The sequence below is a fragment of the Paraburkholderia sp. IW21 genome (assembly GCF_041321145.1).
In the GTDB taxonomy this organism is placed as follows: Bacteria; Pseudomonadota; Gammaproteobacteria; order Burkholderiales; family Burkholderiaceae; genus Paraburkholderia.
This window is the reverse complement of the sequence record NZ_JBGGWA010000002.1, coordinates 37,002-52,185: the sequence shown is the minus strand read 5'-3', so window position 1 is coordinate 52,185 and position 15,184 is coordinate 37,002. Positions and strand designations below refer to the sequence as shown.

The window sequence follows — 15,184 nt, the reverse complement described above, 5'->3', positions numbered from 1 at the left end:
AATGGACGGAGCCCGGCGATGTGCCGGGCTTTTTTTATGTGCGTTGCCGTCGACCCGAGCAACCGGGTGGCTCGTACGCCGCCTAGCGCGGCAACGCATCGCCCAGGAAGTGCCGCGCATAACGCGCGTTGATATCCGAGAGACGGAACAGCGTCAGAAAGTCCGCGGTATTGAAGTCGGGATCCCAGGCCGGCGCGCCGCAGATCTTCGCCCCCAGACGCAGATAGCCCTTCACCAGCGGCGGTGGTGCTACGTCGGCACCCGTTCGCAATTCGTCGACGGGCAGCGGCGTATGCGGAAACGCGCGATATTCCGGTGCCGTCAACGCGTTGTCGCGCAGCGCGCAATACAGATTCGCCGCGTAGTGGCCGCCGTCGACCATCGCAACGCTGGCGCAGCCGAGCATCGTCTCGTAGCCGTTGTACTTCATGTAAGCGGCGAGCCCGGCCCACAGCGACATGATCACCGAGCCGCTGCGATAGTCGGGGTGGACGCACGAGCGGCCGACCTCGACCATCTTCGCGCGCAGGTGCGTAAGACGCGACACGTCGAATTCGCTTTCCGCATACAGGCGGCCGATCCGTGCGGCCTGATGCGGCGGCAACGCGCGATATGTGCCGACTACCTTCAACGTATCGAGATCGCGCACCAGCAGATGGTCGCAGTACGAATCGAAGGAGTCGACGTCAAGACCCGCAGGGCCCGTGAGACGTGCACCCATTTCATCGGCGAATACACGGTAGCGCAGACGCTGGGCTTCGCGCAGTTCCTCGTCGGTGCGGGCCCACGTGACTTGCAGGCGATGCTGGGCGGTGACCGTCTCCTCGGCGCGCGGCAGACGACGCGGTTCGAAGATCGAAGCGAGGGGCAGGGTGGGCGTCGGCAGTTCTCGCATGGGGCGTCCTGGTCGAAAAAAGGGAGATTTCTTTTTTCGCCAATGTAGTAACGCCTGGTGACGCTCGCATGGCAAAGCTGTGACGATTGGATGACTGCCCGTAAGCTGGGCGCGCGCGGCTTGTCATGTTGGGCGCGGCGCGCTGGGGGTGTTGTTTCTGCGCGACCCATGGGGCCGCGCTGGTTTAAAGGGGCGGCCTTAGATCAGATCGTGGCTCATCGCCGCGCGCAGGACGGCCTGGTCGTCGCCGTCGCGTTCGCGGCTTTCGATCCACCATAGGCCGGCTTTCTTTAGCGGCCAACTCGCTTCGCTGTTGCCGAGCAGACGTGCCGCAACGTGGCCGAGCGTCGGTTGATGGCCGACGATCACCACCGTCTGTGCGATGCCTTTGGGCCATCCGGCGGCCTCGAGCACGTCAACGGCGCTCGCGTTCGGCGCGAGTTCGCGCACCACGCGATACTGGTCGCTCAAGGTTTCCGCGGTCTGGATCGTGCGAACCGCAGGGCTCGCGAGGATCACCGCGTCGTCGGGCAAGCGGGTGCGCAGCCACTTGGCGACGTTTTGCGCCTGCTTGCGACCTCGCGTGGTTAGCGCGCGGGCGAGATCGCTGGCGGCGAAATCTTCAGCCTCGGCGTGACGCCAGAGAATCAGATTCATGCGTATCTCCTTGACTCGGATTGCGGTGTGGGCTTCCCTGAAGCCCAAAAGCACAAAACCCGCGAAGCCGAAGGCGACGCGGGTTTCGTATTGCTTTTTCGTGGTCGGAGCGAAAGGATTCGAACCTTCGACCCTCTGATCCCAAATCAGATGCGCTACCAGGCTGCGCTACGCTCCGACGAATCCGAGATTCTACGTGGCAGTGGGTGCCAGAGTCAACCACGAAATACGTCGGACTGAAAATGAGCTCGAAGGGGTATGGCTATATGCGTCCCATCAGCAACAACACGATCACGATAATCAGCACGACGCCGAGCAGGCCGGTCGGCCGGTAGCCCCATCCGCTGCTGTACGGCCAACTCGGCAGCGCGCCGATCAGCAGCAGGATGAGGACAATAATCAGTATGGTTCCGACGGTCATTTGATTTCTCCCTGTCGGGCCCTCGGGACTGCCGGGCCGCGTAGTACGGTTGGTCCGGCGTACGCACGCCGGGACGATGGACGTGCAAGACGCACGCTCCTTGTAAGCTGATCCTGAGCAAGGCATGTGCCTACACGGAGCGAGAGAGGGGTGCGTGCAAATAGGGCGGGTGGTACGCAAGGCTGACCGCCCGCGACGACTTGACGTCGACAGCGGACGGGAAAATTGCACGTAGCGATTTGCTGATGGGGCGCTGCGCTCGCATTTGCAGCTACGCGCACGAGCAGCCGGTTTCTCGGCTCAATGCCGGCGACGCGTCCAGTGCGGCATGTGTTGATGAGTGATCCAGTGATGCACCATGCCTTCGCCGTCGTGTTCGCGCCTGTAGGTTCTCGCTTCGAATATCGATAGAGCAAGCAGCACGAGCAGACCTATTGCAAGCCCAATCAGACCTGCGATCGATTCAGCGTCCATGGCAGTCTCCTATGACATGCGGCTGTGCCTTTATAGTAGGTCACGCGTGACAAAATGGCAGGGGGGAGACTGCTTGCCGCGACGTCGTGAAATGCGTTTTGCAGGTAGACTCCCGGCGCCTGGCTGCCATTATTAATGTTCTGTCTGAGAGTCTATGAACCGCGTTTTGTTGATTGCGTTGCTGTTGGCTGCCGGCCTCGCCGGCTGTGTCAACGATTCTTCGGGCCATCATGGTGGCCCGCCGCCGAAAGACCCTGTCGACTACCACGGCGTACCCACCGACGACCGGCCGCCCGCCATGACGCCCGCGCCGGTCTCGCCTTGAGCGCTCGTTGGGCAGGGCATTGGCCGCAGAGTTGACGGCATGCGCAAAGCAACGCGGTGCAACGCTCCTCGCCCGCGCAAAGGCTAGGCGGCCGCGCCCGCCATGCCGCGCACGACGCCCGGCAAAAAGCGCGCGAGCGTGACACCGCGTGCGGCCATGAAGATCAGCATCGCGGCCCACAGGCCATGATTGCCGTACAGCGTCAGCAACGCCCACGACGCCGCCACGAATACGGCAAACGACACCACCATCGACATCATCAATTCGCGTGTGCGAGTCGCGCCGATGAACACGCCGTCGAGCAGAAAACCCCACACGGAAATCACCGGCGAGAGCGCGGCCCACGGCAGAAAAGTTTCAGCCGTGGCGCGCACCGTGGCCTGATCGGTCAGACGTTCGATGATCCATGAACCCGCGCCCCAGTACACCAGCGAGAAACCCAGCGCGCCGAGCGCGGACCACAACGCCGTCACCTTGATGGCCTGCGCGAAAGCATGCCGGTCGCGTGCGCCGATCGCCGCGCCGACCAGCGCTTCGGCAGCGTGCGCGAAGCCGTCGAGCCCGTAGGCCATGAAAGTCTGGAAATTGAGCAGTAGCGCGTTGGCGGCAAGCGTAGCATCGCCTTGCTTTGCGCCGAGATGCGCGAACCAGCCGAACGACGCTAGCAGACACAGCGTGCGCACGAAGATGTCGCGATTCAGCACCACCAGACGTTTGAGCGCCGTGGCGTCGAACAGGGCGGCGCGGTTCAGTGCAGGCAGGCCGCGCGGCCTGCCGTGCCACAGCAACGCGGCGCCGAGTACGAAGCCGAGCGCGTCGGCCGTGGCCGTGGCTGCGCCGATGCCGGCCACGCCCCAGTCGAATACGTACACATACAGCAGCACCGCCGCGATGTTCACGCTGTTGATGAACACTTGCGAGAGCAGCGCGAGCCGTACCTTCTGCGTACCGAGCAGCCAGCCGAGCACCACATAATTGCCGAGCGCGAGCGGTGCGGCCCAGATGCGTGCGTGGCAGTAGATCTGCGCGTGGCGTTGCACCGCGTCGCTGCCGCCGATCGCGCGCAACGCGTAGCCGATCAGCGGCACTTGCAGCACAAGCACCGCTGCCCCGATCGCGGCCGCGAGCAACAGCGCGCGTACGACGTTGTTGCGCAACTCGGCGTGGTCGCCCGCGCCGTGCGCTTGCGCGACGAGGCCGGTGGTGCCCATGCGCAGGAAGCCGAAGCCCCAGAACACGAAGTTGAAGAACAGCCCGCCGAGCGCCACGCCGCCGAGATAGGACGCGCCGTCCAGATGCCCGGCGACGGCGGTGTCGACTGCGCCGAGAATCGGCTGGGTCAGATTGGCGAGGACGATGGGAAACGCCAGTGTCAATACCCGGCGGTGCCAGCGCACAGGGACGGCGGGCGCCGTCGTGGCCGCGCGGTCTCCCAAGGGGGCGCCCCCCAAGGGGACTTCCTTCGGGGCGCCCCCCAAGGGGACTTCCTTCGGGGCGTGCGCGGGGTCGGTCAATTGCGTTCCTGCACGCACACCCACGGCGAGACGACCACCGCCCACAGATCGGGATCGCGCGCGGCGAAATCGGCGGCGGTTTCCGCCTGCACGCGTTCGACGAGGCCGGAAGACAGCCATTGTGCGACCTGCGCGGTGTCGTCGCTGGCGATGGCTTCGGCGACGCTCACCAGATCGAGGTCGCGCGCGACGCGCAGCAGGATGCCGCGTGCGAAAAAGCGTTCGAGTTCGGCCCAGCCGATTTTCGCGGTTTCGGCGAGCAGCGTGGCGTACAGCGGGCTATGGGTGGCGTCGTTAGAGGTCATGGTAAGGCGGGTTCTGACGGGGCCGTTACTATAAACCATCGGCGCAGACCGCCAGGGCGGCACGCGTTCCGGTACGCTTAGGGTCTTTCGAAATTGATTCTGAACCTTCATGTCACTGGATTCAACGGCGCCGGCTTCGGGCGCGCAAGCTCACGTGGTTGCCGACGCCACCCTCACGCGCGCCGACGTGGAGCGCCTCATCGCGGCGAACAGTGCGGCAAATCAGGCGGTGACTCAGGAGCCGCTTCATTTCACCGATTGCGATTTCGAAGGCGCGGATCTGTCGCGACTCGATCTGCGCGGCGCCGAGTTTCATCGCTGCACGATCGTCGAGACTTCATTTTTCGGCGCGACGCTGTCGCACACACGTTGGGTCCGTTGCCGCGGCCGCGAGGCGGATTTTGCATCGACTGATCTGGTCGACGCGGCTTTCCAGTCGAGCGATCTCAACAACACCAACTGGCGGCGCGCCAAGCTTGCCTCGGCGTCGTTTCACGGTTGCAAGCTGACTGGCGCGAACTTCGAGAATGTCGCTGCGCTGGGTCTGAGTTTTGTCGAAACGTTGCTGGTGGGCGCGCATTTGCGTGGCCTGTCGTTTCGCAAGGCCATACTGCGGCAACTCGATTTTTCCGACGCCGATCTGGCGGGGGTCGATTTCCGCGAGGCGATCTTCGACGGCGGCAGTCTGAAGGATGCACATCTGAAGGGCGCGCGCTTCGACGGAGCGGACTTGCGCGAGGCAGACCTGAGCGGCGTGCGGCTCGTCGATGCCGGGCTCTTCAAAGGCGCGACGATTTCACATCAGCAGGCAGCCGTGCTCGTGACCGAACTGGGTTTGCGAGTCATGTAAGCGCTGGTTTTAATGGACCGATTTTAGCTATTTGGCCAGCTTGATTGAATCGGCGTCAATGCTTATCATCCGATTGATCGGCTCAATAATCGAAGGCGATTTGAAAGCATCGCGATTTGTCGGTGGATTTAAAAATTTTTATACATTCGCTGTTCGCGAATTTATTGTGGATAAACCGGACTATTATTAAGTCGTTCAATATCGGTTAATACATCGGCATGGTGCGTTAGCGCACTAAAGCTAAATACCGCCTATTTCGTCCAAGTCAAGCTGGGTAAGGCTAGGGGAAATCGGACAAAAGCCATTCGTCAGGCTTTTTCGATAAATTCAAGTAGGTCCTTGTTTTGCTCGGCGGGGCGCGCGATTCGCGGGGTTTGAATTGCCGGATCAATGGTGCTTCGCATCCAATCTCAGAGCGCGTTTAACCTGGCCATTTCCGACATTTTTGCTTCACATAATGCGGAATCCGTACGTCGTATCACATTGCCCCTGAAATTAATAGATTGCGCTTGTAAAAGCGGGTTGTTAGATTCTGTTCTGGCGCATGGTGAACCGGTCCTTTGCCGATATGCGCCGAACCCCCGTTAGCCCGGCCTCGTGCCGGGCTTTTTTTTGAGCGGCGCAGCGTCTCGCACCGCCACGGGTATTTACTGCTTGCAGCGAACCACCATCGAGCGGTTTTTCACATTCGCGCCGAAAATCCCGCCGACCGAGCCGCCCGAGGTGGCGCCGTTGTCGACGTCCTTCGACACGACGTCGTAGCCATAATTACCGCAAACTTCACCCGCGCGCTTGTAGCACTCGGCCCAACTGGAACTCGCGTCGCTGCCGCTGCAGTTGATCGCAAAGCCGGTGTCGCCGCTTGGCAGGTAGGTCATGGTGGTGGTGCTGGAGCAGCCGCCGAGGCTGCCGAGCGTCAGCAGGCCGAGGCCGATCGCCGCGGCACTCGCTACAGACGCAAATGCGCTCTTCATTGCAATTCCTTACAGAAGACGAGGAAGACGTGGCGCGAGGCCACGTCGTGTATCGGATTGGGCGCTTTATAGCACGCCGGGTTCCCCGACCGTGGGTGCAGATGGCATGCCTGACGCCGGATAGCGAGCACACCACCGGCTAGCGGGCCGGGAGTGCCCGTGACGGGTCGATCGAACGGCCCTGATAGCGCAGTTCGAAGTGCAGCATGACGCGGTCGGTATCGGTGTCGCCCATTTCGGCGATTTTTTCGCCACGCGTGACCGATTGACCTTCCTTCACCAGCAGCACGCGGTTGTGTGCATAGGCGGTCAGGTAGTCGGCATTGTGTTTGACGATCAGCAGATTGCCGTAACCGCGCAAGCCGTTGCCCGCATAGACCACCGTGCCGGGCGCGGCGGCGACCACCGGAGTGCCCGCCGCCGCAGAAATATCGATGCCCTTTGAACGGGCGCCGTCGAAGCGCCGTATCACCGTGCCGTCAGCCGGCCACACCAGCGAGATCGTCGAAGCCGGCGCTGACGTCGGCGCGCTATCGCCAGGTGCCGGGCGCGGCGCGGCGGAAGCGCTCGCGCCACCGCTACTGCGTATCGCGTCGCCTGTCGACGCCGCATTGCCCGGCGGCGTGACACGCAGCACCTGCCCGATCTCGATGCTGTCCGGGTTGGTCAGATTGTTCCAGCGCGCGATGCTCTGCACCGACTGCCGGTTGCTGCGCGCGATCTTCGACAGCGTATCGCCCCGTTCGACGCGGTAAAAGCCGGGCCCCACCGGAGCGGACCCGCAGGCCGCGAGCACCGCCAGCAACGACGCGCAGGCGAGCCGTTTCATCATTCTTGTTGTGTTAAGCATTGGACCTCGCAAAGCGCTGCCACGCGCCGATCCCGATCACGCGGCAGGTAGATGCAAAGCGTCCGATTCTAACGGTTTTGCGCTGCAGCATCCGAAAACGGGCATGGAGGAAGCCACGCGCAGTGAGGAACGCGACGAAACGCCGCGAAACCTCACCGGGAGGAAAGGTGCAAAAAAACCGGCAATCAGCCCAGCTTGCTCACGCTGATGCGCAGCGCAGCCGTCTCGTGTTGTCCCGGTTCGAGCCAGCGCAGCCCCAGGCCGTTGTGGATCGCGTCCGGCAGCCCCAGCCAGGGCTCGACGCAGTAGAAGTCCGAATCCGCGGCTTCGGTCCATGTCGTCACCGCGTACCAGGGCACCGAGCCGGGCCGTTGCAGGTCGATCGTGACGAGCCGGTTCAGGCCGGGGGCAACGAGGCGCACGGGTTGGTCCGGCGCGCCGACGAGGCAATGAAAACGGTCCTGAATGCGCGCCTCGTCGAGCGTGTAGCGCGCCGCACCCGGCTCGGCCGCGCTGATCGAGCCGTCGTCCTGCTGATGGCGCCGTTCGGTGTGCGGCAGTTCCAGCGAAGTCGCGCTGCGCTGCGTGTGCGGGAGCGTGAAGTAGAAGTGATGGCCTGCGTAGTAGGGCAGCCGCGCGCGGCCGGTGTTGGCCGTGCTCAGAGTGACTTCCAGCGTCTGCGCATCGACGAGCCGGTACGCGGCTTCGAAACGGAAGCCGAACGGATAGCCGCCGCAGGTCACGTCGCTGTCGGTGAGGGTCATGCGCAAGCCGGCGCCGTGCACATCGGCATGGGCGTCGAAGGGCAGGTCGCGTGCAAAGCCATGCATCGGCAACTCGCGCACCGTGCCTTTTGCGTCACGCCAGTAGCCGATCTTGCCGTCCACGCGATGTCGGCCGAGAAACGGAAACAGCAGCGGGTTGCCGCCGCGAATCCTGGCGGGCTGGCTCCAGTCGGCGTTCTCAGGCCAATGAATCACCGCTTCGCCGTCGACTGTCCAAGATAAAAGACGGCCGCCTGCTTGCGGCGCGAAACGGAGCACGGAGGCGTCCTGGGCGATCTCGAGAATGTCCTGTTGCGGAGAGAGGGGCATGGTCGATGGGCTGGGTTGATAAAGGTTTGAATGGGTTGGATGCGGGTCGAGGCCGTTTGAACGCGCCGCATGGCGCCGTGCGAGAGGACGATTTTGCGCTGCTTTACGCTACGGGGAAACCCTTCTGGGGAAATTGCGGGTGTCGCGGAGGCACCATCTTTGCCGATAATCCGCTGACTGCCCGGTAGTTTCGACTGCCGGGCCAGACCGGCTCAGGAGGCGTGATGGATCTCGCAATGGCAATGGGTGTGGCACTGTTCGGCATGTTCGCAGTCAGCACCGTCTATTTCTTCTACAAGCTCGAGCGCTGATTCAACCTCTGTCTGACGCCTGCGGCGTCGCGTCAGTGCGCGCCCGGCAAGCGCCTCGCGCTTCAGGCGTACTGAATTCCTCATGATCGCAGGGCGGCCGTCGACGGCGCCCCGTTTCTTTTCTGCGGCGTAACAACGGTTTCCAGTTGTGACGCAGCGCATCAATATTTCTTCGAATGCGGTTCAAACGCTTGGCGCTGACATTGCAGCCAGGCATAATCGGTGCGCTTTTGATGCGCCGACTCTTCTTTCCGCGGCGTGCTGTTTCCCGACATTTTCCTTACAAGGACGCCGCGTGAACCTGTCGTTTCTGATTTTCCTGAGCGTGCTGCAAGGCGTCACCGAATTGTTTCCGGTGAGCAGCCTCGGCCACACGCTGCTCGTGCCCGCCTTGTTCGGTATGCATATCGACAAGCATGCGCCGCAACTGCTGCCGTTCCTCGTCGCGTTGCACCTCGGTACGGCGTTCGCGCTGCTGTGGTACTTCCGCAAGCGCTGGTGCGCGCTGGTGCGCGGCTTCTTCGCTTCGTTCGGCGGTCGTCGCAACGACGACGCGCACATGATGTGGGCGCTCATCATCGGCACGATTCCCGCGGGCCTCGTCGGCTTGCTGCTGGAGAAGCGGCTCGAGCGGCTCTTTCACGATCTGCGCATCGTCGCGGTCGCGCTGATTATCAACGGCGTGCTGCTGTGGTTCGGCGATCGTCTGCAACGCGCGCGCGCGCATCGGGCGCCGGAGAAGCTGAGCTTCCGCCAGGCGTTTCTGGTCGGTCTTGCACAGATCGGCGCGTTGATTCCGGGTTTCTCGCGCAGCGGTCTGACGATGATCGCGGGCAATGCGGCCGGCCTGACGACCGAGAAGGCCGCCGAATTCTCGTTCCTGCTCGGCACGCCGATCATCTTCGCAGCGGGCGTGCTCGAAGTGCCCAAGCTGTTCCATGCGCCGGGCCAACTCGCCGATGCATTGCTCGGCGGCGTGCTGACCGCGATCGCCGCCTATCTCAGCGTGCGTTTCCTGATGCGCTATTTCGAAGGTCGCGGACGTCTGGCTTCGTTCGGCTTGTACTGCGTGATCGCGGGGATCGTGTTCCTCGGCTGGTTCATGTTGCACCCGCAGCCGGTCTGATTGCGTTCTATATGCCTGCTGCCGCCCGCGGCGTGCTGGCGGCCGAGTAGCGATCGGTTATAATCCGGGCCCGGCTCAAGCTGCCGGGCCCGTTTGTTTTGTGATGTGGCGATCGCCGATCTGGGCTGCCGCGCGCGGGGTGAGATTTCCAGTCCGCCGCCCGGTCAGTTAGAATTTCGGTATTCCACGAACCCTGTGGCGTCATACTGCACAGGTTCCAATGCCCGATAGCGGGTTCTCATTGCGGGCGATGCACGTTGTACACGTTCGTGTAGCATCGCCTCTCTTCATTACGGCAGTAGCTCAGCTGGATAGAGCATCGGCCTTCTAAGCCGAGGGTGGGGGGTTCGAGTCCCTCCTGCCGTACTTCAAATGCCTGCGCCGCGCATCGAAGCCCCAAGGGTGCGATGCGCGCCTTGCCATTCACCCCGCCGGTTGCACATCGATGGAATCGACCCGGTTCGGATAGAACGCGAGGCGCTGAGCGATCTCTTTCACGGCCGCGTAGGGCGACTCGTAGGTCCACACCGCATTCACCGTCCGCTCGCCCCCTATGGGAATGCTGTAATAAGCGCACTCGCCCTTGTACGGACAATAGGTCGCATGATCGGTGCGTTCCAGCAGTGTCATTTCGACGTCGTTGCGCGGAATGTAATACACCGCCGGATACGACGCCTCGCGCAGTACGAGCGCGTTGCGCGTGTCGGCGATTACGCGGCCGGCTACCGTGACCACCACACGGGCTTTGTCCGGCTCGACCGTGATGGGATGATCGGGGCCGGGGACCTTGATGGTTTTTTCAGTCATGTCGTCGAACTCCTGGATGAGTGGGCAAACCTGCAAGACGTTGGTGGGGGTTTCGAGCCGCCATCGACGGGAGCGATTGCGCCTTGGGTCGAAGCATACGCCGGTCATGCAAACGCGTTGTGCCGCAGCCTGGGTTCGCCACGAGCCGCGTGCCTCGTCATGGGTCCGCGTGAACAAAACAAAAAAGGGCAGCCGAAGCTGCCCCGTCAAAGCGTCCTGCCATGAGGCGGACTGTTGCTCACTGACTTTCTCCGCCGGCGTATTGCTGATCGCCTGAGGCCAGTCGCCTATTGCTGAACGCGGATCCCTCGCACACTTGTCCGCGGGCGCTGCTGCCTACTGCTTGATGTTCAGTGCGGCCGTCAAATCGCCCATCGGCTTGCTGCCGTTGCTGACCAGCGCAGCGTCACGCGCCGCGATACCCGGCAACGTCGGCAGCGAGAAGCGGTGCGTGATGAAGCGCAGGATCGACGTCGTATCGTATTGCGTGTGATCGACGTAACCCTTCTTCGCGTACGGCGAGATGATCAGCGCCGGAATCCGCGTGCCCGGACCCCAGCGGTCGGCCTTCGGCGGCGCCACGTGATCCCAGAAGCCGCCGTTCTCGTCGTACGTCACGACCACCAGCATGTTGTTCCACTGCGGGCTCTTCTGCAGATGCGAGATCACATCGGCAATGTGCTGATCGCCCGAGCTGACGTCGGTGTAGCCCGGGTGCTCGTTCAGATTGCCCTGCGGCTTGTAGAACGACACTTGCGGCAGCGTGCCGGCATCGATCGCCTTGATGAACTCGGCGCCCGCGAGGCCGCCGTCCAGCAAATGCTGCGAGCGGTTCGCGGAGCCCGGTGCGAGATCGGCGAAGTAGTTGAACGGCTGATGATGCGGCTGGAAGTTCGGCGCCGTCAGATTGGCGCCGTAGATCACGTTCGACGTGCCGGTTTGCGCCGCCGATACCGCCGCGCCCCACGCGCCGCCGTACCACGCCCACGACACCTGGGCGTTGTTCAGCAGATCGCCGATGTGCTGTTGTGTCTGAGCCGGCAGCGTGGTGGCTGCGCCCGGATCGGCGAGGTTGGCGTCGCCGCCCGCAGCCGCCTTGTTGCCGCTCGGCTGATACGGCGGCTGCATCGTGTTGATCGCGTAGAAGTCCGGCGTCAGGTTGCCCGAGAGAATGTATTTCGGTGGCCCGCTCAAGGCTGAAGCCGGCGAGTTGGCCGCGACCTTCAGCGTGACGCCGTCGCTTTCAACCGACGAGATCGAGCCGGCTGCCGGGCTCTTGTCCGCGTTCGGATAGGTCGGTGTGCAGGCGCAAACCAGCCACTGGTGATTCAGGAACGAGCCGCCGAATGCGCCCATGAAGAAGTTGTCGGCCAGCGTGTATTGCTGGGCGATCTTCCAGAGCGGCAATTGGTCGGCGTTGAGCGAGTAGTGGCCCATCACGAGGCCGCCGGAGTCCGCCCACGCAGCGAACTTGTCGTTCTTGCCGCCGTTGATCTGCATCTGATTTTCATAGAAGCGGTGATACAGATCGCGCGTCGCGGCGGTGATCGGCGTGTTGAAACCCTTCGGGTCGTCGATGGCGAAGGGGCTGTTCGGCAGGTTGGCCGTCATCGCCTGAGTCACCGCCGGCGTCACGCCGGTTTGCGTCAGACCGTTCCACACTTGCGGCAGCGTCGCGAGCGGCGTGCCGTCGCGGTCGACTTGCGCGGCGCTCGTCGCCGTCACGTTCTGCAGACCGTTCGCGCCCGGGAAGTTGCCGTACAGATTGTCGAAGCTGCGGTTTTCCGCGTAAATCACCACGACCGTCTTGATCGAGGTGATATCCGGTTGTGTGACTTCATGGCCGCCGCATGCATACAGGCTCAGCGCTGCTGCGATCGCGATAGGCGTCGCGCAGATCCATTTTGTGTTCATAGGGTGTGTGTTCTCTCTGTCGCGTTGGGGACGGGCCGCGTGCGGTACTTACACGAATGGCCGCCGGCGAAAGTTTGACTAAGAAATTTGACAGAAAGATGTAATCGATTACGAATTACTTGGATTTTAGAATTTTAGTCGGCTGGATGTCATTGGGGCGACATATCAATGAAATATGCTCGCGGGCTTGATATCGCAACTGACATCATTCATATGCGGCTTGATCTGGCGGGGATTCGGAAAACGGCGGTTCGGCCGAAAGCGCGGCGGCGCGCGGGGCCGGCTGGAATCGGCTCGGTGCTGACGATGGTGCTCGCGGCCATGACCCTGACCTTGCCGGCGTGCGATGCAGGCACGGCGGCAGCAGAGGCCACGGCGGGCGCGAGGGCGAATATGAGCGCCAAGGCAACTGCGGGCATCGAGGCAAAAGCGAATGGATCGCTTGCGTCCGCGCCCGTGGCGGCCTCTGGTGTGCAAACGGCCGCCCCGGAAGCCGGTCAGACCCGCGCCCAAGTCTACGAATCCGTGCGGCAGATGACCGCGCTCGGCAAACAGTTGTTCTTCGACGCGTCGCTGTCCGGTTCGGGCAAGCTGGCGTGCGCGTCGTGCCATAGTCCCGATCATGGGTTCTCGCCAGCCAATTCGCTGTCGGTCCAACTGGGCGGCAGCGACATGCATCGCACGGGCATGCGCGCCGCGCCCACGCTCAAATATCTGCAATCGGTACCGGCGTTTGCCGAGCACTTTCACGAGTCGGACGACGAAGGCGATGAAAGCGTGGATGCCGGCCCGACCGGCGGCTTGACGTGGGACGGGCGGGTCGACCGGGGTTCGGACCAGGCGCGCATTCCACTGCTGTCGTCGTTCGAAATGGGCAGCACGGCAACGAAGGTCACGGCCGCGGTGAAAGCGGCTCCGTATGCCGACGCATTCCGCGCGGCATTCGGCGAGCACATTTTCGATAGCGACGACGCCACCTTCAAAGCCGTGCTTCAGGCGCTGGAGACCTTCGAACAAACGCCTGAGCTGTTCTATCCGTACACCAGCAAGTACGACGCCTATCTGGCGGGCAAAGCACAACTGACCCAAGCTGAGCTTCACGGTCTGCGAATCTTCAACGACGAAAAGAAGGGCAATTGCGCGAGCTGCCATATTAGCCAGCGCGCGAGAGACGGTGCGCCGCCACAGTTCAGCGATTTCGGTCTGATTGCAATCGGCGTGCCGCGCAACCGCGCGCTGCCGGTGAATCGCGATCCGCATTTTTACGACCTCGGCGCCTGTGGACCGGAACGTACCGATCTGCAGGGGCGTGCCGAGTTTTGCGGCATCTTCCGCACGCCGACATTGCGCAACGTAGCGTTGAAGAAAAGCTTTTTCCACAACGGTATTTATCATTCGCTGGATCAGGTGGTGCGCTTTTATGCGGAACGCGACACGAATCCGGAAAAGTTCTATCCGGTCTCGAAGGGGAAAGTGCAGAAGTTCGACGATCTGCCGCAGCGTTATTGGGCCAATCTGAATACCGAGGCGCCGTTCGATCGCAAGCGGGGTGACAAGCCGGCCCTCGACGACGCCGAGATCAAGGACATCGTGGCGTTTCTGAATACGCTCACAGATGGATATGAAGCGGGAAACAAGGCTGCCGCGAATTGATCAACGGGTGATGATCGTGTCGCCGGTTGGGGCGGCATGTGCCGCCGCGGCCATGCTCAGTTGCCCGTGTCGATGAGAATGTAATAGCAGGCGACCAGCAGCAGTGCGAACGACATCAGCAGGCACGCAATGCCGACGCGCGTCAGCAGATTAGGCCAGCGCGCATGAGGTAATCCGTCCATCCGCACGATGCGCCGTGCGAGACCGGGATCGCGGTGGATGGCGACCGGCACGAGCGCGACGCAAAGCAACGCGAGCGCGACGGCGAGGGTTTCCAGGGCGAGAGAGAGATCCATGATGAGGCGTAGGAAGTGTGATCCGCGCTGTTGCGCAATAGGCCTATCTTAAGAAGACGTTTCATAAGAAGATATGAGACTCGTCCGAAAATTTGGGCGGTCGCCGTTCCTGCTGCGCGTGCAGCGAGGCGCTCCAGGTCGCTGCAGGTCGAGACAAGCCAGCTTCAGACCGTCACGTCGAGGGCGACATGCTATGCTTTTGGGGTCCAGATCACGAGCCGCTGTGAGCGTGCTCGAGACCGCCTGAAACACTCTTCGAGGAGAACCCTTCATGTTGATGCGAACCCGTGCCTTGATTCACCTGACCGTCGGTGGTCTGCTGCTTGGCGGAGCGATCGGCGCGCAGGCAGCCAACCTCGGTTTTCTGAACGACACGCCGATCAGCTACATGAAGCAACGCGACGTCGACTCGATCAAGAAGGCCGTTTTCACCGCGCTGGATGAAAAACAGGACGGCGAAAGCATGAGCTGGGTCAACGAAGGTACCGGCAATAGCGTGAAGATCGACGCGACGATCACCGTCGCGAGTACCGCGAAGGACGGCGAGCGTACTTGCCGCGACCTCGGCGTCGCTCTGAACGCGAAAGGGCAGTCGATGAACCTGCGCCCGCAGTTCTGCAAGCAGGGCGGCGGTAGCTGGCAATTGCAGAAAAAGCACTGAGCGTGCGGGCTGGTATGACGATGCGCGCCGGCTTCCCGCCGGCGTGGCGCGAAGCCG

17 protein-coding genes and 2 tRNA genes are annotated in these 15,184 nt (G+C 62.5%); 6 read left to right on the top strand and 13 right to left on the bottom strand.

The annotated features are described in order from the left end of the window. Positions 1 to 82: 82 nt before the first annotated feature. The 5 genes from ACAX43_RS04045 to ACAX43_RS04025 form a co-directional block, all read right to left on the bottom strand. The gene (locus ACAX43_RS04045; protein WP_370707147.1) at positions 83 to 895 is read right to left on the bottom strand and encodes a GNAT family N-acetyltransferase; all 813 of its coding nucleotides are present in this window, start codon (positions 893 to 895) and stop codon (positions 83 to 85) included. A 198-nt stretch (positions 896 to 1,093) separates the two neighbouring features. Further along, positions 1,094 to 1,552, bottom strand: a complete 459-nt coding sequence (gene sixA, locus ACAX43_RS04040) for a phosphohistidine phosphatase SixA (RefSeq protein ID WP_370707146.1) — start codon at positions 1,550 to 1,552, stop codon at positions 1,094 to 1,096. Between the two features lie 101 nt (positions 1,553 to 1,653). After that, a tRNA-Pro gene (locus tag ACAX43_RS04035) sits at positions 1,654 to 1,730 on the bottom strand. 84 nt (positions 1,731 to 1,814) lie between these two features. Continuing rightward, positions 1,815 to 1,973 carry a DUF3309 family protein gene (locus ACAX43_RS04030; protein WP_370707145.1) on the bottom strand — a complete coding sequence of 53 codons (159 nt, stop codon included), beginning with the start codon at positions 1,971 to 1,973 and terminating at the stop codon, positions 1,815 to 1,817. Positions 1,974 to 2,273: 300 nt separating this feature from the next. Then, entirely contained in the window at positions 2,274 to 2,447 is a 174-nt protein-coding gene (locus tag ACAX43_RS04025) for a hypothetical protein (protein ID WP_370707144.1), read from the bottom strand. A gap of 154 nt (positions 2,448 to 2,601) precedes the next feature. On the opposite strand from ACAX43_RS04025, the gene ACAX43_RS04020 reads away from it, so the two are divergent. Continuing rightward, positions 2,602 to 2,772 carry a hypothetical protein gene (locus tag ACAX43_RS04020; protein ID WP_370707143.1) on the top strand — a complete coding sequence of 57 codons (171 nt, stop codon included), beginning with the start codon at positions 2,602 to 2,604 and terminating at the stop codon, positions 2,770 to 2,772. A gap of 83 nt (positions 2,773 to 2,855) precedes the next feature. Here the strand turns inward: ACAX43_RS04020 and ACAX43_RS04015 are convergent, their stop codons facing one another. Further along, positions 2,856 to 4,208 (bottom strand): MATE family efflux transporter, encoded by a 1,353-nt coding sequence (locus ACAX43_RS04015; RefSeq protein ID WP_370707722.1) that lies wholly within the window; start codon positions 4,206 to 4,208, stop codon positions 2,856 to 2,858. 74 nt (positions 4,209 to 4,282) lie between these two features. Beyond that, the gene (locus ACAX43_RS04010; RefSeq protein WP_370707142.1) at positions 4,283 to 4,591 is read right to left on the bottom strand and encodes a DUF2288 domain-containing protein; all 309 of its coding nucleotides are present in this window, start codon (positions 4,589 to 4,591) and stop codon (positions 4,283 to 4,285) included. 109 nt (positions 4,592 to 4,700) lie between these two features. On the opposite strand from ACAX43_RS04010, the gene ACAX43_RS04005 reads away from it, so the two are divergent. Beyond that, complete coding sequence (locus ACAX43_RS04005) at positions 4,701 to 5,441, top strand: pentapeptide repeat-containing protein (protein ID WP_370707141.1); 741 nt, start codon at positions 4,701 to 4,703, stop codon at positions 5,439 to 5,441. Between the two features lie 647 nt (positions 5,442 to 6,088). On the opposite strand, the gene ACAX43_RS04000 is transcribed toward ACAX43_RS04005, so the two are convergent. The 3 genes from ACAX43_RS04000 to ACAX43_RS03990 all read right to left on the bottom strand — a co-directional run bounded on the left by ACAX43_RS04000 (position 6,089) and on the right by ACAX43_RS03990 (position 8,359). Further along, positions 6,089 to 6,415: a hypothetical protein gene (locus ACAX43_RS04000; protein WP_370707140.1), complete on the bottom strand. Its 327-nt coding sequence runs from the start codon at positions 6,413 to 6,415 to the stop codon at positions 6,089 to 6,091. A 139-nt stretch (positions 6,416 to 6,554) separates the two neighbouring features. Beyond that, positions 6,555 to 7,265 carry a peptidoglycan DD-metalloendopeptidase family protein gene (locus ACAX43_RS03995; RefSeq protein WP_370707139.1) on the bottom strand — a complete coding sequence of 237 codons (711 nt, stop codon included), beginning with the start codon at positions 7,263 to 7,265 and terminating at the stop codon, positions 6,555 to 6,557. 185 nt (positions 7,266 to 7,450) lie between these two features. Continuing rightward, positions 7,451 to 8,359 carry an aldose epimerase gene (locus ACAX43_RS03990; RefSeq protein WP_370707138.1) on the bottom strand — a complete coding sequence of 303 codons (909 nt, stop codon included), beginning with the start codon at positions 8,357 to 8,359 and terminating at the stop codon, positions 7,451 to 7,453. A 606-nt stretch (positions 8,360 to 8,965) separates the two neighbouring features. On the opposite strand from ACAX43_RS03990, the gene ACAX43_RS03985 reads away from it, so the two are divergent. Together ACAX43_RS03985 and ACAX43_RS03980 are read left to right on the top strand one after the other, a co-directional pair. Beyond that, the gene (locus ACAX43_RS03985; protein ID WP_370707137.1) at positions 8,966 to 9,796 is read left to right on the top strand and encodes an undecaprenyl-diphosphate phosphatase; all 831 of its coding nucleotides are present in this window, start codon (positions 8,966 to 8,968) and stop codon (positions 9,794 to 9,796) included. Between the two features lie 292 nt (positions 9,797 to 10,088). Continuing rightward, positions 10,089 to 10,162: transfer RNA gene (locus tag ACAX43_RS03980), tRNA-Arg, on the top strand. Positions 10,163 to 10,219: 57 nt separating this feature from the next. Here ACAX43_RS03980 and ACAX43_RS03975 read toward each other — a convergent pair. Further along, the gene (locus tag ACAX43_RS03975) at positions 10,220 to 10,603 is read right to left on the bottom strand and encodes a DUF427 domain-containing protein (protein ID WP_370707136.1); all 384 of its coding nucleotides are present in this window, start codon (positions 10,601 to 10,603) and stop codon (positions 10,220 to 10,222) included. A gap of 336 nt (positions 10,604 to 10,939) precedes the next feature. Continuing rightward, positions 10,940 to 12,517: an acid phosphatase gene (locus tag ACAX43_RS03970; protein ID WP_370707135.1), complete on the bottom strand. Its 1,578-nt coding sequence runs from the start codon at positions 12,515 to 12,517 to the stop codon at positions 10,940 to 10,942. Positions 12,518 to 12,823: 306 nt separating this feature from the next. Between ACAX43_RS03970 and ACAX43_RS03965 the strand changes: the two genes are divergently transcribed. Continuing rightward, on the top strand, positions 12,824 to 14,170 hold the full coding sequence (locus tag ACAX43_RS03965; RefSeq protein ID WP_370707721.1) for a cytochrome-c peroxidase: 1,347 nt from the start codon (positions 12,824 to 12,826) through the stop codon (positions 14,168 to 14,170). 56 nt (positions 14,171 to 14,226) lie between these two features. Here the strand turns inward: ACAX43_RS03965 and ACAX43_RS03960 are convergent, their stop codons facing one another. Continuing rightward, positions 14,227 to 14,466, bottom strand: a complete 240-nt coding sequence (locus ACAX43_RS03960) for a hypothetical protein (RefSeq protein WP_370707134.1) — start codon at positions 14,464 to 14,466, stop codon at positions 14,227 to 14,229. Between the two features lie 271 nt (positions 14,467 to 14,737). Between ACAX43_RS03960 and ACAX43_RS03955 the strand changes: the two genes are divergently transcribed. Continuing rightward, positions 14,738 to 15,127: an RT0821/Lpp0805 family surface protein gene (locus tag ACAX43_RS03955; RefSeq protein WP_370707133.1), complete on the top strand. Its 390-nt coding sequence runs from the start codon at positions 14,738 to 14,740 to the stop codon at positions 15,125 to 15,127. The last annotated feature ends 57 nt before the right edge of the window (positions 15,128 to 15,184 follow it).

Coding starts and splice junctions, on each gene's coding strand:
- ACAX43_RS04045 (WP_370707147.1), bottom strand. CDS start 895: ATGCGAGAACTGCCGACGCCCACCCTGCCCCTCGCTTCGATCTTCGAA.
- sixA (WP_370707146.1), bottom strand. CDS start 1,552: ATGAATCTGATTCTCTGGCGTCACGCCGAGGCTGAAGATTTCGCCGCC.
- ACAX43_RS04030 (WP_370707145.1), bottom strand. CDS start 1,973: ATGACCGTCGGAACCATACTGATTATTGTCCTCATCCTGCTGCTGATC.
- ACAX43_RS04025 (WP_370707144.1), bottom strand. CDS start 2,447: ATGGACGCTGAATCGATCGCAGGTCTGATTGGGCTTGCAATAGGTCTG.
- ACAX43_RS04020 (WP_370707143.1), top strand. CDS start 2,602: ATGAACCGCGTTTTGTTGATTGCGTTGCTGTTGGCTGCCGGCCTCGCC.
- ACAX43_RS04010 (WP_370707142.1), bottom strand. CDS start 4,591: ATGACCTCTAACGACGCCACCCATAGCCCGCTGTACGCCACGCTGCTC.
- ACAX43_RS04005 (WP_370707141.1), top strand. CDS start 4,701: ATGTCACTGGATTCAACGGCGCCGGCTTCGGGCGCGCAAGCTCACGTG.
- ACAX43_RS04000 (WP_370707140.1), bottom strand. CDS start 6,415: ATGAAGAGCGCATTTGCGTCTGTAGCGAGTGCCGCGGCGATCGGCCTC.
- ACAX43_RS03995 (WP_370707139.1), bottom strand. CDS start 7,265: ATGCTTAACACAACAAGAATGATGAAACGGCTCGCCTGCGCGTCGTTG.
- ACAX43_RS03990 (WP_370707138.1), bottom strand. CDS start 8,359: ATGCCCCTCTCTCCGCAACAGGACATTCTCGAGATCGCCCAGGACGCC.
- ACAX43_RS03975 (WP_370707136.1), bottom strand. CDS start 10,603: ATGACTGAAAAAACCATCAAGGTCCCCGGCCCCGATCATCCCATCACG.
- ACAX43_RS03970 (WP_370707135.1), bottom strand. CDS start 12,517: ATGAACACAAAATGGATCTGCGCGACGCCTATCGCGATCGCAGCAGCG.
- ACAX43_RS03965 (WP_370707721.1), top strand. CDS start 12,824: ATGGTGCTCGCGGCCATGACCCTGACCTTGCCGGCGTGCGATGCAGGC.
- ACAX43_RS03960 (WP_370707134.1), bottom strand. CDS start 14,466: ATGGATCTCTCTCTCGCCCTGGAAACCCTCGCCGTCGCGCTCGCGTTG.
- ACAX43_RS03955 (WP_370707133.1), top strand. CDS start 14,738: ATGTTGATGCGAACCCGTGCCTTGATTCACCTGACCGTCGGTGGTCTG.